General features: G+C 62.9%; 13 protein-coding genes. All 13 read right to left on the bottom strand.

What is annotated here, in order from left to right; translation table 11 throughout:
- On the bottom strand, nucleotides 1-982 hold a 982-nt coding region (locus MTX36_RS27520; protein ID WP_243622837.1), incomplete at its 3' end, for a YncE family protein.
- Between the two features lie 197 nt (nucleotides 983-1,179).
- A complete protein-coding gene (locus MTX36_RS27515) occupies nucleotides 1,180-1,920 on the bottom strand; it encodes a metallophosphoesterase (protein ID WP_374230556.1) in 741 nt (246 codons plus the stop codon).
- 176 nt (nucleotides 1,921-2,096) lie between these two features.
- Nucleotides 2,097-3,488: a CoA transferase gene (locus MTX36_RS27510; RefSeq protein ID WP_243622835.1), complete on the bottom strand. Its 1,392-nt coding sequence runs from the start codon at nucleotides 3,486-3,488 to the stop codon at nucleotides 2,097-2,099.
- Between the two features lie 29 nt (nucleotides 3,489-3,517).
- Nucleotides 3,518-4,396: a 3-methyladenine DNA glycosylase gene (locus tag MTX36_RS27505; RefSeq protein ID WP_243622834.1), complete on the bottom strand. Its 879-nt coding sequence runs from the start codon at nucleotides 4,394-4,396 to the stop codon at nucleotides 3,518-3,520.
- A gap of 3 nt (nucleotides 4,397-4,399) precedes the next feature.
- Complete coding sequence (locus MTX36_RS27500; RefSeq protein WP_243622833.1) at nucleotides 4,400-5,488, bottom strand: hemolysin family protein; 1,089 nt, start codon at nucleotides 5,486-5,488, stop codon at nucleotides 4,400-4,402.
- Nucleotides 5,481-6,860, bottom strand: coding sequence for a hemolysin family protein (locus tag MTX36_RS27495; protein WP_243622832.1), 1,380 nt, complete (start codon nucleotides 6,858-6,860; stop codon nucleotides 5,481-5,483). Before MTX36_RS27495 ends, MTX36_RS27500 begins: the two co-directional genes overlap by 8 nt.
- 317 nt (nucleotides 6,861-7,177) lie before the next feature.
- A complete protein-coding gene (locus MTX36_RS27490; protein WP_243622831.1) occupies nucleotides 7,178-8,614 on the bottom strand; it encodes a GuaB1 family IMP dehydrogenase-related protein in 1,437 nt (478 codons plus the stop codon).
- Nucleotides 8,615-8,617: 3 nt separating this feature from the next.
- A complete protein-coding gene (locus MTX36_RS27485) occupies nucleotides 8,618-9,499 on the bottom strand; it encodes a DMT family transporter (RefSeq protein ID WP_243622830.1) in 882 nt (293 codons plus the stop codon).
- Between the two features lie 5 nt (nucleotides 9,500-9,504).
- A complete protein-coding gene (locus MTX36_RS27480) occupies nucleotides 9,505-11,013 on the bottom strand; it encodes a DEAD/DEAH box helicase (protein WP_243622829.1) in 1,509 nt (502 codons plus the stop codon).
- 56 nt (nucleotides 11,014-11,069) lie between these two features.
- Nucleotides 11,070-12,527 carry an NADP-dependent phosphogluconate dehydrogenase gene (gene gndA / locus MTX36_RS27475; RefSeq protein WP_243622828.1) on the bottom strand — a complete coding sequence of 486 codons (1,458 nt, stop codon included), beginning with the start codon at nucleotides 12,525-12,527 and terminating at the stop codon, nucleotides 11,070-11,072.
- A gap of 216 nt (nucleotides 12,528-12,743) precedes the next feature.
- The gene (locus MTX36_RS27470; protein WP_243622827.1) at nucleotides 12,744-14,801 is read right to left on the bottom strand and encodes a DEAD/DEAH box helicase; all 2,058 of its coding nucleotides are present in this window, start codon (nucleotides 14,799-14,801) and stop codon (nucleotides 12,744-12,746) included.
- A 261-nt stretch (nucleotides 14,802-15,062) separates the two neighbouring features.
- Entirely contained in the window at nucleotides 15,063-16,016 is a 954-nt protein-coding gene (locus MTX36_RS27465; protein WP_243622826.1) for a M56 family metallopeptidase, read from the bottom strand.
- 35 nt (nucleotides 16,017-16,051) lie between these two features.
- Complete coding sequence (locus tag MTX36_RS27460) at nucleotides 16,052-16,456, bottom strand: BlaI/MecI/CopY family transcriptional regulator (protein WP_243622825.1); 405 nt, start codon at nucleotides 16,454-16,456, stop codon at nucleotides 16,052-16,054.
- Nucleotides 16,457-16,610 lie beyond the last annotated feature (154 nt).

The following is a 16,610-nucleotide window of genomic DNA, read 5'->3' as shown; positions in this document are numbered from 1 at the left end:
TATTGACGGTGGGGGATGTGGGATCGGTATCGATGGTCAATACCGTGCCGTTCTCTCGGTTGGTGACGTAGGCGCGACTGCCGTCGGGTGTGAATGCGATCCCCGCCGGATTCCCGCCGACCGGGATGGTGGAGGTGACGGTATTGACGGTGGGGGATGTGGGATCGGTATCGATGGTCAATACCGTGCCGTTCTCTCGGTTGGTGACGTAGGCGCGACTGCCGTCGGGTGTGAATGCGATCCCCGCCGGATTCCCGCCGACCGGGATTGTCCCGGTGACGGTGTTGACGGTGGGGGATGTGGGATCGGCATCGATTACCGACACGGTGCGGTCTTCGGTGTTGGTGACGTAGACACGGGAACTGTCAGGGGTGACCGCAACCATCATCGGACCCCAACCGACGGGGATCGTGGCGGTGACGGTGTTGACGGTGGGGGATTCGGGGTCGATATCGATTACCGACGCCGTGGTTCCACCCCAGTTGACTTTGTAGTTGGCGATGTAGGCGTGTTTGCCGTTGGGGGCGATCGCGATCCCCATCGGATTATCTAGGACGGGGATGGTGGCGGTGACGGTGTTGACGGTGGGGGATTCGGGATCGGTGTCGATTACCGACACTGAGTGGCCCCACTGGTTGGTGACGTAGGCGCGACTGCCGTCAGGGGTGATCGACACCCCAGTCGGCGTTTCGTCGACCTGGATGGTGGCGGTGACGGTGTTGACGGTGGGGGATTCGGGGTCGATATCGATCGCCGATACCGTGTCGCCGATGGCGCTGATGACGTAGGCGTGGGCACCGTCGGGGGTGATCGCCAATGCAGTCGGATAGTTGTTGACAGTGATGGTATTTACGACGGTGTCCGCGGCTGCGGTACCGACCGCGGCGCCGAGGGTGACGGTGACGGCTACCGCGGTAGCGCTGAATGCTGCGGCAGCTTTGCGCCCTCGCTGGGGTGGGTGTCGCCGATCGAGAACAGTCACAGATGTGTGCCCTTCAGGTTGTTCGCACCCCGTTGGCGGGCTGCGTGGGCGGTCGCGGGAAGGCGACCACCGATTGGAAGATATCGGACATTTCGGTCGTGCGTGGTGATTTGGTGTGGCCGGTTGCGGCCAATATTGAGTCTTTATTTTGGTGGCCACAAGTGCCCCCTTTGTGTACCTAGGGTGCACGGGCACGCCTATCCCACGATTCGGTGTCGCCCTAGGTCGTCGAGGTTGATCACGACCATGTTGTTGTCGATCGGACCCTTGTCGCGTCCGAGTCCGTCGACGACCGTCCGATAGTCGATTCCCTCGAGGATCGCCTGGTAACGGTGGTGGAAATGGCCATGCCAGAGGCGACGGGGTCGTACGCCGTCGACGATCTGCCTCAGTTTCGCCCGGTTCGCTTCGGAGGCAGACAGTTCTGCCTCCGGGAATCCGTACCGGGCTCGGTCCATCGCCGGCCCGGTGATGCCGGAGGGGCAGTCGTGGCAGAACATGACGTCTGCACCGCCGGCCCCGGCGATGTCTCGGACATCGTCGGCAGTCAAGACTTCCTGGGGCCACCACGCTCTACCCGGCATCCGGAGAATGCGGTCGATCGAGTACGCGCCACCGACTGCCAGGCAACGTGTCTCGCCCCACGACCAACGGAACCCACGGGGGAGATGAACGATCCGATCGCGTAGATACCGCAATCCATCCGGTGCGATGGGTTGTGCGAGTAGCCAGTCGAAATTCTCGTGGTTGCCGTCGACAAATCCGAGGACAAGATCGTGTTCCTCGAGCGCACCGTCGAGAGCATTCAGATAGGGCTCGGTGAAGGTGAACCCGAAATCTCCAAGGTGGACCACAACATCCGCATTGCGTTTGCGCGCGTGCGCTATTGCTTCCGTGCCGTATCGGGTATTGGCATGCCAATCTCCCGCGATTGCCACACGCCTTGGTGGAGAAAGGAATTGCGATGCGCTCGATCCACCAGAAGGGTTACCGTGCATGGACAACCTCCCAACCGAGCAACTTCGCCGTGTCACACGTGTGAGAAGCCATCCGCACTGATAGGCGCAATGAAGGCGCGCCTCATCGGCTGTCTTCACGATACGCCCGCGTCGGCCTACGGAGAACGGTCGAACCAAGTCAGCTGATCAGTTCCCCACGCATGTGGCGGCGCCGGATAATCGTCGAATTCGGCGAGCGCCGGCCGGGCTGTTGTTACCTCACCGTGGGTGACGACGACGTCTTCCCCGGGTGCGGTGGGTGGATCGGGGTGGAGGTTTCGGCCCGGGGCATCGAGCAGTCGCGCCCCGGTTCGGGCCAAAGCTACGTCGACATCGCGTCCGCTACCGTCCTGGGCGCGCAAGGTCAGTGCATCCACGATTCCCGCAGCGAGGAAGTATCCGGTCGCATGATCAAGTGCCTGGGCGGGCAGCGCCCCGGGCTTGTCGACGCCTTCGAGGAACGAAATTCCCGATGCAGCCTGAACGATGGAGTCGAATCCGCGCCGATCCGCCCACGGTCCGTCCCAGCCCCATGCGCTGACACGTCCGTGTATCAAGTGCGCGGGGAGTTCTTGCCCGATCAGGGATTCGATTGCGCCGGGCCGGTAGCCCGTGACCAGCACGTCAGCGCTCCCTAGAAGGTTCCGGAAAATTGCCAACCCGTCGGCGTTCTTCAGATCGAGGACAGCTGAGCGCTTCCCTTGACCGGTGTCGAGGTGCTGCCATTCGATTTCGGGGATAACCGGGGGATCGATGCGTAAGACGTCGGCGCCGAGAAGCGCAAGGGCACGCGTCGCGACCGGACCGGCAATGACACGCGTGAGGTCGAGAACACGGAAACGCGTCGGACGCTCCCGTGGCGCTCCAGCGGCCCTGTCCCGAATGGATACAAGCGGCGCCGACCGTGCCGCAGCGGACTGCTCGCTCAACCGCCATTCGTTCTCGGTGCGCACGCGCACTGCAATGGCACCGTTCTCGGCAGCGGCCTGCTCGATCTCTATCGCATCCCTTGCGGATATGCGGTGCGCGACTTCCGCTTTGGAGGCGCCCGGTGCTAGTTCGAGGATCGTGAGGAGGCGGTCCCGATGGTGCGGATAGTTTCCGTGGGTGCGTAGCCAGCCGTCACGGGCGGCAAAGAAGCCGGAGTATTGCGAGAACGCGTCAACGGGCTGACCGCCTATCCGCAGTAGTCGGTCGCTGGTGAAGGAGGCGGCAATTCGTTGCGGATCGAGTTTCCAGCGGGCGCTTCCCGTGCTCGAGTGCACAGAACTTGCGTCAACTCGCGGGTTTCCGCCTACATCGTGAACTTGTGGACGATTACGCACGGTCGCGCGATCGATCGCCGAAGCAAAGGCTGCCACCGAACCCGCAGCCAGATCGAACACGGGAAGATGCGCCGAGAGGTATCCCGCGGAATCAGGGCATTCGATAAACTCGCGGCGGTTGTCGACCTGTAGTCCGACATCGCGCAGATACTCGTCCAGATAGAACCCGTACCCATGCTCCATGCGTGATCCTCCCGTATACCGACAGTGCGTTACATCTCGAGCAGAACTTGGCACTGCTGCGTCAGAGCGGCCCGCAGCGGTAGTGCCCGATCAGCCAGCTGCTGTTGCTGACGAACGTACTCGGCGCGGCCGGCCGGAGTTTCGATCGCAATCGGGGAATACCCGTATTCGCTCAGATCGTAGGGGCTGGCGCGCATGTCGAGTTCGCGGGCCAGAAGTGCGTGCTCGAAGCACTTCATCACCAAATCCGAATCGACCAGCGGCAATAGTTTGAATGCCCATTTGTAGAGGTCCATACCGGCATGTAGGCAACCGGGCTGCTCGTAGTCGATCTGCGTGTCCCGGACCAGGGTCAAGGCATTCTTGGGCGCAGCATCGGGTGTGAAGAACCGGAATGCGTCGAAGTGTGTGCATTTGAGCGGCAAGGACTCTACGACGGCGTCGGTACCGGCGAACCCGAGCCGAAGGGGAACTGCCTGGTGACGGATTGCTTCCTCACCGCCGCGGTAGACCATCGCCCATTCGTGGAGGCCGAAGCATCCCAGAACGGCAGGGCGAGTGGCAGTTCGGCTCAGGAGATTCCACACGAATTCGACGGTGTTGCGTCGACGCTCCAACACGGAGTCGTCGACGGTTGCACAACCTGATTCATCGACGCGATATCCGGAGAACTCGGCGTACGAGGAACCGTTTTCCAAAGCCACGCCGTACCCGGGATGCCAACGCCGCAATTGGGCGGGCTTGAAGTTGTAATACGTGAACAGAAAGTCGTGCACGGGGTGCGAGATCCCGGCACTACGACGCGCTCGGTGCGGCCCGACAAGCTGCTCCACCTTGTCGAAATGGAGTGCTTGCCGGGCCGTCCACTCGCTGTGCGCGAGTGCGAGTGTTGCCACCGAACGTGTCATGGGTCAGTTGTTCCGTTGTCCGGGAACAGCATCGGTTCCGCGGTGAGTGCCGTCGCGAACTGTTCCGACGTACTCCTCGAGGAGATCTTCGAGGGCGACGATGCCGATGACAATGCCGTCGGCGTCGGTGACCGCACCGAGGTGCGAGCTTGCCCGGCGCAGTCCTGCCAGTGCTTCGGCCAGTGGGGTGCTGAGCGGAATGATGGGCAGGGGACGGATATCCGACGTCGGAACGACGGTGTCGGGGCCGGCTGCTTCGTCGAGTACCTCGTCGAGCACGTCCTTGAGGTGAACATATCCGGCGAGAGTGCCGTCGGTTGCCCGGACGGGGTACCGCGAGTAGCCCGTCTCGATGACAGCCCGCTCGATGTCGCCCAGCGTGGTGCCGGACGGCGTCAGCGGGATGGTGCGCACCTTGTCGAGGGGAATGAGAACCTCGGAGACGGTGCGATCAGTCGATTCGAGGGCCTGCGTCAACCTCCGGTGTTCTTCGGCGTCGATGAGACCTTCGGATCGTGATTCGCCGATCATCGCGGACAACTCGACTGCTGAAACTGTGACGTCGAGTTCGTCCTTCGGCTCGACCCGCAGAAGCTTCAGTGTTCCGTTTGCACAGAGGTTGTAGAACGAGATGAGCGGTCGAGCAACTTTGAGAAACGCCAGGTGCACCGGAATCAGCAACATCGCGGACTTCTCCGGCCCGGCCAGGGCGATATTTTTCGGAACCATCTCGCCGAGCAGGATGTGAAGAACAACCACCAGCGACAGAGCGATGGCAAATGAAATCGGATGCAGCAGACCGTCGGGCAGGCCGACGGCTTCCATCGGCACCTCGAGGAGATGCGCGATGGCAGGCTCGGCGACTTTACCGAGCAGGATCGAACAGATCGTGATGCCCAACTGCGCGGCGGCAAGCATCAGCGACAGGTTTTCACCGGCCTTGATGACGGTCAGCGCGCGTTTCTTGCCTTGAGCGACCAACGCTTCGAGGCGGTCACGTCGGGCGGAGATCAGTGCGAATTCCGCTGCGACGAAGAAGGCGTTGGCGGCCAACAGTACGACGGTGAGGAGAACGCCGAAGAGGTTATTCATCGTCGGACTCCTTCTTGTTGTCAGCGGATTCGGGTTCGACCTCTCCCGGTACCGGGGTGATGGTCACGCGGTCGATACGTCGGCCGTCCATGCTGGTCACCCGCGCTATCCACTTTCCGCGATGATCGCCCGAGGAATCGACGTCAGGCAATTCGACTTCATCACCTTCCTCGGGGATGCGACCCAATTCGGTGAGCACCAATCCGCCGAGCGTGTCGTAGTCGCCTTCGGGCGCCGTATATCCGGTAGCCGAGTTGACCTCGTCGATACGCAGGAGACCGGAGCAGGACCAGCCGTCGCCGGCGCGTCCCACGTCCAATTCGGGCTCGTCGTGCTCGTCTCGCACGTCGCCGACGATTTCCTCGATGAGGTCTTCCATGGTGACGATTCCGGCAGTTCCGCCGTACTCGTCCACCACGAGTGCTACCTGCATGCCGTCGGAACGGATGCGTTCCATGACGGCGTCACCATCGAGGCTCGACGGTACGACGGGGACGCGCTGGGCCAGGGTGTCGACTCGCGTCGTACGACGACGGTCCGCCGGAACGGTGAACGCGTGCTTGATGTGGACGACGCCGACGGTGTCGTCCAGGTCGCCGCGCACGACGGGGAACCGTGAGTAGCCGGTCCGTGACGCTGTCACGATCAGATCCGCGACGGTGTCGGAGAGTTCCAACGATTCGATCTTCACTCGCGGAGTCATCAATTCTTCTGCGGTGCGTTCACCGAACTGCAGTGACCGATCGACCAGGAGCGCGGTGCCCTTGTCGATCGAACCGCGTTGCGCCGACGTCCGAACCAGTGAGCCGAGTTCCTGAGGCGACCGTGCGGAGCGCAGTTCCTCCGCAGGCTCGATGCCCATGCGGCGCACGATCCAGTTTGCGGCTCCGTTGAGTCCGTTGATTGCCCACCGGAAGATCAGTGAGAACCCGGCCTGCATGCCGGCGGTCGCACGCGCGGTGGGCATCGGCTTGGAGATCGCCAAGTTTTTGGGGACAAGCTCACCGAAGATCATCGAGAACGACGTGGCGAGGACCAGCGCGATCACCAATGATGTTGTGGAGGATGCGGATTCACTCAGTCCGATGGCCTTCGCTACCGGGGTGATGAAGCGGGCCAGAACAGGTTCGGCGAGGTAACCGGTGATGAGCGTTGTAATCGTGATGCCGAGTTGCGCGCCGGACAACTGGAACGAGAGTGTCTTGTGCGCGTGCTGAACCTGACGCGAACGACGATCGCCGTTACGTGCTGCTTCGTCGACAGTGCTGCGTTCGAGAGCAGTGAGGGAGAATTCTGCCGCCACGAAGAGGGCGGTGCCTGCAGTCAGGGCAACGAAGCCGAGCAGGCTGAGAATGGTGAAAACGATGTCCATGGGTCATCGCCACCTGAGAATTGAGCGTGAGCGGAGCGCGCCGGGTTTGTCTCCCGGCTCGCTAGAGGAGCCCTCCGAACCAGCGGAATCGGATGATTCCTCGGATATGACGACGGGTGTTGCGCCGGGTAAGTGTGTGGGTGCCTCGGGCACCGGGTTCCTCTCGTCGAGGCCGAAGAATTCTCGGCTCTAGCGGACTCGGTCGGGTTACCCGTAGGGCTCCCGACCGAGTTTTCTTTATGTTTCCGAGTCCAATGATACCGGCGGGTGCTCCGGTATTGGGACCGGAGCACCCGCCGATCGGCATTACCTGCGTCTCACCAACCCGACGGAAGGGGGCGTCCCTCGGCAAACCCGGCAGCGGACTGCACTCCGAGCACAGCTTTCTCGTGAAGTTCCTCCAGCGAACGAGCGCCCGCGTACGTGCACGTACTGCGAACACCGGAACAAATCTGGTCGATCAAATCCTCGACGCCCGGACGTTCCGGGTCGAGGCGCATCCGTGAACTCGAGATGCCTTCCTCGAACAGGCCCTTCCGTGCCCGGTCGAAGCCTGTTTCGGTGGCAGTGCGCGCAGCGACCGCACGCTTGGACGCCATTCCGAAGCTCTCCTTGTACGCGTTTCCGGCCTGATCGACCTTGAGATCGCCGGGGGACTCGTACGTTCCGGCGAACCACGAGCCGATCATCACGTTGGACGCGCCGGCAGCGAGCGCCAGTGCGACATCGCGAGGATGACGCACACCGCCGTCGGCCCAGACATGCTTACCGAGCTCACGGGCCGCGGCGGCACATTCGGCAACAGCTGAGAACTGCGGACGGCCGACGCCCGTCATCATGCGCGTCGTGCACATAGCGCCGGGTCCGACGCCGACCTTGACGATGTCGGCGCCGGCCGCGATGAGGTCGCGGGTTCCCTGCGCCGACACCACGTTTCCGGCAACCAGTGGCACACCTAGATCGAGGGCCTTGAGTGTGGTCAGCGCATCGATCATGCGTTGTTGGTGACCGTGCGCGGTGTCGACGACGATGACGTCCGCTCCGGCGTCGACAAGCGCCTTGGCCTTTGCCCCGACATCGCCGTTGACACCGACCGCTGCCGCGACGCGCAGTGCGCCGCGTGCGTCCACTGCGGGATCGTAAATTCCGGCACGAATGGCGCCGGTACGGGTCAAAACGCCGGCCAGGGTGCCGTCGTCGTTGACGATCACAGCCAGCGGATCGTGCTTGGCCTCGAGAAGTTCGAACACCTCACGCGGCGTCGCTGTGACCGGTGCGGTCACGAAGTCGGTGATCGCTACGGCACGTAGGCGGGTGAAGCGGTCGACGTCTGCACACGCAGCTTCGGTGACAACACCGAGCGGCTTGTCGTTCTCGGCGACAATGACCGCCCCATGAGCGCGTTTGGACAGCAACGCCAACGCGTCGGAGACGGCGTCGTCAGGGCTCAAGGTCACCGGTGTATCGGCAACCAGATGACGGCTCTTCACGAACGCCACGGTCTCGGCGACGGCCTCCGTCGGGATGTCTTGGGGAATGATCACGAGACCACCGCGGCGCGCGACGGTTTCAGCCATTCGGCGGCCCGCAACAGCGGTCATGTTGGCGACGACGACAGGAATGGTGGTTCCCGATCCGTCGTTCGATGCGAGAGAAACATCGAACCGGGACGTCACATCGGTCCGGTTGGGGACGAGGAAGACGTCGTCGTAGGTCAGGTCATATGGCGGGCGTTGCCCTTCGAGGAACTGCACGCTTCACGAGACTACCGGCGACGGCGCAGTTACGCCGGGTGTTTCGCGGCCTTGCGACCGCGAGAGCGCGATGGTCGTGAAGATCATGACCGCCACCGCGCACCCGATGAGGGCAATTCCCGGACCGTCGACACGGAGCCTCTCGTCGAGCACCGTCATTCCCAGGAAGATCGCCGCGATGGGCTCAGCGATGGTCAAGGCCGGCAACGACGCCGACAACGGGCCCACTTGGAATGCTCGTTGCTGTAGGTAGACGCCGACAGCCCCGGATGCGATCAACGCCCAGGTTTGCCACGCGCTGAGGACTCCGGTCAATCCGTGCCCGAGCAGATCGGTCACGTACTTGGTGAAGGCAACCGCAACGCCGAAGAAGATGCCCGCGGCCGCACCTAGGAGCAATGCACGCCAGCCGGCATCGAGTTTCGACAACCCGGCGATGGTGGCGACAACCGCGAAGCCCACCGTAAGTGCCAGCGGCGCAATCCAATCCGAGAAGGCAGCATTGCTGTTGCCTTCGGTGGGGTCACCGACAACCAAGAACACCGCCAACGCAATAGCCAGCATGACGGCACAGGACCACGCATATCGAGTGATCCGGATACCCGAGAACTTCGCGGACAACGGCAGTGCGAACAGCAGCGACGACACGATCAGCGGCTGGACCACCAACACCGAACCGAGCGAGAGCGCCAACGCCTGCATGACGTACCCGCCGCCGTCGCCGAGCAGACCCGCCCACCAGCGCGGACTCCGAATCAACGACGCGACCAGCGCCTCGTCTTCCGCTACCGCCGACGCGGCCCGCTGTTGGGCCACCGAAGCACATGCGAACAGCAGTGCGGCAGCAAGAGCACAGATTATCGAGATCAGTGGTAGATCGCCCATAGATCTCAGTGTGCGCGTTTGCCGCCAGCTTTTCCGGCGGTTGGGCGACCAGAGTTGGGCATGCCCGTTCCGCGGCGCGGTGTCAGGCCCTTGGATGCCAAACGCTCCGCCCGAGTGGGGACAGGCGTGCCGTCCGCACGGATCTTCTTCACACTCTTGGGATCGCTGACCCGACGCGAAGGTGCGGCGCGCTTGTCGCCTTCCTTCTTCATGCGGCCACCGACTGCGGTGCGGCCCGCGGTGTCGTGTTCCTGACGGCCACGCTTAGCTGTGTGCTGGACCTCGACCGTGGTGTCCGGCGCTGCAACGGGAATGCCCGTCGGTTCCATCGCTCCGGTAATGCGGGTGAGCTCGAGATCATTCGGGCGAACACGCACGCTGTGCACCTTCACGCCCGCCGCTTTGGTGAGCTTTTCGACGGTTTCGCGCTCGTCGTCGGTGACGATGGTGACCACAACACCCGATTCACCAGCGCGGGCGGTGCGACCGGCGCGGTGCAGGTAGTCCTTTGCCTCTGCAGGCGGGTCGACATGGACAACGAGGGTGACGTCGTCGACATGGATGCCGCGGGCAGCGACATCGGTGGCAACCAGTACGGGCGTGGTGCCGTCGGAGAAGGAGGCGAGAGTCTTGGTTCGGTTGTTCTGCGTCTTACCTCCGTGCAGAGATCCGGCAGACACACCGATCAAATGCAGCTGCTGAGCCAGACGATCCACTCCGTGCTTGGTCTTGACGAACATAATGGTGCGCCCGGCACGCGAAGCGACGTGGGCGACAACGGATCTCTTGTCCACCGGGTCCACGAAGAGCAGGTGATGGTCCATCGTCGACACGGTGGCTACCGGGGGAGCTGTGGAATGCGATGCCGGATTGCGCAGGTAACCGGCGACCAGATCGTCGACCTTACCGTCCAGGGTTGCCGAAAAGAGAAGGCGTTGACCATCTTTCGGAGTCGTATCAAGAATCTTCGCGACCTCGTCGATGAACCCCATGTCAGCCATGTGGTCGGCCTCGTCGATGGTGGTGATCACGACGTCGTCGAGGAGTACCGACTTCTGCTCGACCAGATCGAGTAACCGTCCGGGAGTGGCGATCAGCAGATCGACACCGCGGGCCAGGATGTCGGCCTGACGCTTGATCGGGACACCGCCCACCGCACTGGCAACGCGCAAACCGACCTCGGTTGCCGCGTCATCGAGTGCTTTGTGAATCTGGATCGCAAGTTCGCGGGTGGGAGCGAGCACCAAACCGCGCGGACGATTCCGTTTGCTCGCCCCACCTTTGAGGCGAACCAGCATCGGAAGCCCGAAGGCCAAAGTCTTTCCGGAACCCGTCGCACCGCGTCCGAGGACGTCACGGCCGGCAAGAACATCAGGGATGGTTGCGGCCTGGATGGGGAACGGGGCATCAATCCCACTGCGGCGCAAAGCATGCACCATCACGGCGGGGATTCCGAGGTCGATGAACGAGCGCCCGTCGGTAGAGGTGGGCGAGTCGATCGTCGATTCAGGCATTTACCCAGGGTACCCGGTGGGCAGAGCGAACTCTGCCCACCGGAACCCGATGTGAGTCAGGCCTCGATTTCGCTACGGTCGCCGCTCCACAACGTGTGGAACTTGCCCGGCTTGTCGACGCGCTCGTAGGTGTGAGCGCCGAAGAAGTCACGCTGACCCTGAGTCAACGCAGCGGGCAGACGCTTCGCACGCAGACCGTCGTAGTACGAGAGCGACGACGCGAACGCCGGAACCGGGATACCGAGCATCGTCGCAGTGGCGACAACACGTCGCCAGCTGTCGATACCGGCCTCGATGGCTTCACGGAAGTACGGAGCCAGAATCAAGCTCGGCAGCGCCGGATCCGTCTCGTAGGCATCCTTGATGCGGTTGAGGAACTGCGCCCGAATGATGCAGCCGCCGCGCCAGATGGTTGCCAGGTCAGCAGGCTTGACGTCCCAGTTGTATTCGGCACTGCCGGCGGCGATCTGGTCGAAGCCCTGCGCGTACGCCACGATCTTCGACGCGTATAGCGCAGCCTGAATATCTGCCGCGAACTGCTCGGCATCGGACGGCTTGTCGCCGAGCGCACCGGAAGCCAGATCCAGAGCCTGAGCGGCAGCGCGCTGCGTGCGGCTACCCGAGAGCGCGCGAGCGAACACAGCCTCGGCGATACCGGTGACCGGCACGCCCAGATCCAGAGCGGACTTGACCGTCCAACGACCCGTGCCCTTCTGCTCGGCAGCATCGACGATGACGTCGACCAACGGCTTGCCGGTCTCGGCGTCAACCTGACGCAGGACCTCGGCCGTGATCTCGATCAGGTACGACTCGAGAGTGCCCTTGTTCCACTCGGTGAAGACGTCGGCCACCTGGCCGGCGTCGTAGCCCAGAGCGTCGCGGAAAAGGTTGTACGCCTCACCGATGAGCTGCATGTCGGCGTACTCGATGCCGTTGTGCACCATCTTGACGAAGTGGCCACTACCGTCGGGGCCGATGTGTGTGCAGCACGGGGTGCCGTCGACGTGAGCCGAGATGGACTCGAGAAGGGGGCCGAGAGCCTCGTAGGACTCCTTCGGGCCGCCCGGCATGATCGAGGGACCGTTGAGTGCGCCTTCTTCGCCACCGGAGATTCCAGCGCCGACGAAATGCAGTCCGCGGGCACGGATCGCAGCCTCGCGACGGATCGTGTCGGTGTACAACGAGTTGCCGCCGTCGATGATGATGTCGCCGGGCTCCATCGCATTCGCGAGCTCTTCGATGACGGCATCCGTGGGATCGCCGGCCTTGACCATGATCAGGACGCGACGCGGCTTCTGCAGCGCGGCAACAAACTCTTCGATGGTTTCGGTACGCACGAAATCGCCCTCGGAACCATGATCGGCGATCAGCGCATCGGTCTTCGCGATGCTTCGGTTGTGCAGGGCAACGGTGTGTCCGTGGCGGGCGAAATTGCGGGCAATATTCGAACCCATGACGGCCAGGCCGGTGACGCCGATCTGAGCTCGGGGTGATTCGGTGCTATTGGTTGACATGCTTACAGCTTTCCCTCTCGGTCCGCGGCTGTGAAATCCTGCGCCTCACGCAGCAAAAAAATTCTGTGGCCACGACGCGCGTGAACAACAGACCGTGCATACAAAGCACGGATGCAGATCACTTTATTGCAGTGACCTGCATCCGTCTCGATACAGCGTCCGGCGTGGCCGGCGTGTAATCAGTATTCAGTTGATGAGCCGCAGCTCAACGGGTGTTTAGCGCTGGTCGCGCTTCGGGCCGTCAAAACCGTCGTAGCTACGACGATCGGTGCGGCTACGGAAGCCACCACCGCTGGTCGATGCAGCGCGGTCTCCGCTGTCGCGGTTGCCCTGGTATCCACCGGACGAGTTGCTGCCCTGGTATCCGCCCGAGGAGCGGTTTCCCTGGTAGCCGCCGGTGGACGGGCGGCTGTCGCGGTTGCCCTGGTAGCCGCCGCGGCTTTCGCCACCTTCGCGGTTGCCTTGGTAGCCACCGGTGGACGGGCGGCTGTCGCGGTTGCCCTGGTAGCCGCCGCGGCTTTCGCCACCTTCGCGGTTGCCCTGGTAGCCACCCGACGAACGGTTGCCCTGGTATCCGCCACCTTCGCGGTTTCCCTGGTAGCCACCGGTGGAGGGCCGGCTGTCGCGGTTGCCCTGGTATCCGCCACCTTCGCGGTTGCCCTGGTATCCACCGCGGCTTTCGCCGCCGTCACGGTTTCCCTGGTAGCCACCGGTGGACGGACGGCTGCCCTGGTAGCCGCCGCGGCTTTCGCCGCCGTCACGGTTTCCCTGGTAGCCACCCGTGGACGGACGGCTGCCCTGGTAGCCGCCGCGGCTTTCGCCGCCGTCGCGGTTGCCCTGGTATCCACCGGACGAACGGTTGCCCTGGTATCCGCCGCCTTCGCGGTTGCCCTGGTATCCACCGGACGAACGGTTGCCCTGGTAGCCACGCGATCCGCCGCCACCGCCGAAGGAACGCTCGCCACGAGAAGAGCTCTCGCGCAAGGGTTCTCCGGTCGGCTTCTTGGCGCCGGTGATGCGAGTGAGTTCAGCGGAACCCGGGGTGACGGGAACAGCAGCGGCGTCGACGCCGGCCATGCTGGTCAGACGCTTGAAGCCACGCTTCTGGTTCGGCAGAACGATCGCAACGACGGTGCCCTTCTCGCCTGCACGAGCCGTACGGCCTGCGCGGTGAAGGTAGTCCTTGTGATCTGCCGGGGGATCGACGTGCACAACGAGGTCGATGCCGTCGACGTGGATGCCGCGGGCAGCGACGTCGGTGGCGACGAGGACCGGAGTGCGGCCGGTCTTGAAACGCTCGAGGACGCGGGTGCGCTGGTTCTGTGCCTTGCCACCGTGAAGTGACTCGGCAGCGATACCGACTGCGCGGAGGCGATCGGTGATGCCTTCGCAACCGAGCTTGGTGCGAGCGAACATGATGGTGCGTCCGTCACGGGCGCCGATCTCGGAGAGGACGGAGTCCTTCTGGCCGCGATCGACGAGGAGGACATAGTGCTCCATGGTGTCGACGCTGGCGCGGCCGTCTTCGGTGGAGTGCGTGACGTGGTTGGACAGGAACTGGCGAACCAGCGACTGGACCTCACGGTCGAGAGTTGCGGAGAACAGCAGACGCTGTCCGTCGGCCGGGGTCTCGCCGAGGATCGAACGAACCTCGGGCAGGAAGCCCATGTCGGCCATCTGGTCAGCTTCGTCGAGTGCAGTGATTTCCACCGAGTCGAGGATGCAGGTGCCCTGACGCAGGTGGTCGCCGAGACGGCCCGGTGTTGCCACCAGGATGTCGACGCCGCGTCGGAGCTGGTCGACCTGCTTGGAGAAAGGTGTGCCACCGACGGCGGGGCGGACGGTGAGTCCGAGAGCGCCGGCATAAGCGGTCAATGATTCGACGACCTGGAATGCGAGTTCACGGGTCGGGACCAGAACCAGGGCGCGGGGGCGCTTGGCTGCCGGACGATCTTCGTGGCGCGCGAGGCGGGTCAGCATCGGCAGGCCGAAGGCCAGCGTCTTACCCGAACCGGTCTGGGCGCGGCCCAGAACGTTGATTCCATTGAGCGCATCGGGAATTGCGAGCGCCTGGATGGGGGACGGGCTGGTGATGGAGTTGCGCGCAAGTGCGGCAACGAGCTGCTCAGGCAAGCCGATTTCAGCAAACGTAACGGTGGGCTCGGCGGAAACTGCTTCGGTAGCAACTTCTTCTTCACGAGCGGGGATAACGACTACATCTTCTGCGACATCTGTGATGTTCTCGGAAGACGACATTTGGACAGCGTTGGTCACGCGGAAACCTCTCCGGACTACGGGCACGTCGCGGAGCGGAAGAAGCCATGCTTGAACACACGACACAGTTCGCAAAGGGACGAGCCAGGGCACATGTCACCTGGCAATCCGAACGCATACTGCGGGGAATTGGGCTGTGTGCCATTAAATGTTGATGAACCACGATGGTGGCCGTGATCCACTGTACGCCACATGCCCTGCCTAAGTCAGGTAGCCCGGTCTGTGACCTGTACTACTACACCTAGTTTCGCTGGTCAAGCATCAGTAGGCGTTGAAAAGCAGCCGAAGCTCTGTGAGCCACGGCACGGCGACTGCAACGGTCGGCACCACCAGAATGGCAACCGCTCCGAGATATGCGCAGACCGCAATGCGCGGATCGGCGTCATCTGCCGAGAGTCGTTGCACACGAATCAATGTGGAGGGGCCACCCGCAGCCATTGCGCCGCGCGGTGCGGTCGAGCCGGCACATGCGACGAGCGCCCGGGCGAGTGGCGTCGGACCGGTGACCCGCACAGCCGAATCGTCGGCGAGCAATTCCACGAGAAGCTGTACAGATCCCAGCGCGGACTTGCTACGAACGAAACGGGGGAAAGCATGGTTCACGGCAGTGAAGGCTTCGAGAACCAAATCATGGCGGGCACGCAGATGTGACCGCTCGTGCGTCAGGATCGCCTTGACCTCGGCGTGGTCGAGATTCTGCAACGTTCCCTGACTCAACACCACACGCTGGCGGATTCCGGGCAGGCAGTAGGCGATCGGCTCTTCGACATCGATAACCCGCAGGTCGGGAGTTCGTTCCACCGAAGCCGGCATTGCGCAGTCGTCGAGTAGATCCACCAGGATTCGATGACGCGAGCGTCGACGACGCGTGCGCACCCCCACCTGGATGATCGAGAAGATCAGCTTCGCGCCGATGAGCAGGGTCAGTGCGAAGACCACGACGTACAGAATCCACAACGGCAAACCGAGAGCGTCGATTTCAGCGGTCGGCGCCGTAGTCGGACGCCCGTCGGCACCGGGTACCAGTAGCTGACTGGCAATTGCCAAACCTGAACTGAATGCTGACAGCACGGCAGCGAGGGCAACAGCCTGCCAGAGGACGAGCGCCGCGCGGGGCGCGCGGTACGGCCACGTCGAGCGGCTCAAGAGTGCTGGGATCGGTCCTGCGAGCAGCAATGCAAGGAGGCCGAAAGCCAGTGCAGTGGTGGCGTTCATGACCTAGACATCATGCACGAATAATTCAGTGAGGCCTAGACGTTTCCGGGCTGCGCAGCATTTTTCGTGGATTCACGAACCTCGAGGGCTGCGAGCGCTTCCCGAAGGGCATCGGCTTCGTCGGCGTTGACCTGGCCTACGAAGTGCACCAATGCTGCTGCCCGGCCACCGGACTCCGGAGCCTGGGCGAGAGCGTCGACCATCAAACTGGCAACCAACTCTTCACGCTTGTTCACCGGAAGGTACCGATGCGCACGGTCGTCACGTTGCTGAATTACCAGATGCTTCTTCGCTAGACGCTGCAAAACCGTCATCACTGTTGTGTACGCCAACTCGCGATGCGTCGCGAGAGCTTCATGTACTTGCCGCACAGTTTGCGGTTCCGTGGTGGACCACAAATGATCCATCACTGCGCGTTCGAGTTCACCTAGACCTGCCATCCTTCGATTCTACGGACTCCCACGACGAAATACGTACTACTGGTAGTAGTAAGGACCCCCGAGGCGGTGTGGTATTGGCCATAGTGAGCTGCACTACAGATAGCGTGAGGGGAGATGGTAAGCACGTCTGTAGGCGGTCATCACAGTCGATCAG

Origin of the sequence: Rhodococcus sp. ARC_M6 (genome assembly GCF_022810305.1) — a bacterium.
Taxonomy (GTDB): domain Bacteria; phylum Actinomycetota; class Actinomycetes; order Mycobacteriales; family Mycobacteriaceae; genus Rhodococcus_F.
Note: the sequence above shows the minus strand (reverse complement) of the source record. Positions and strands in the feature narration are given on the sequence as shown.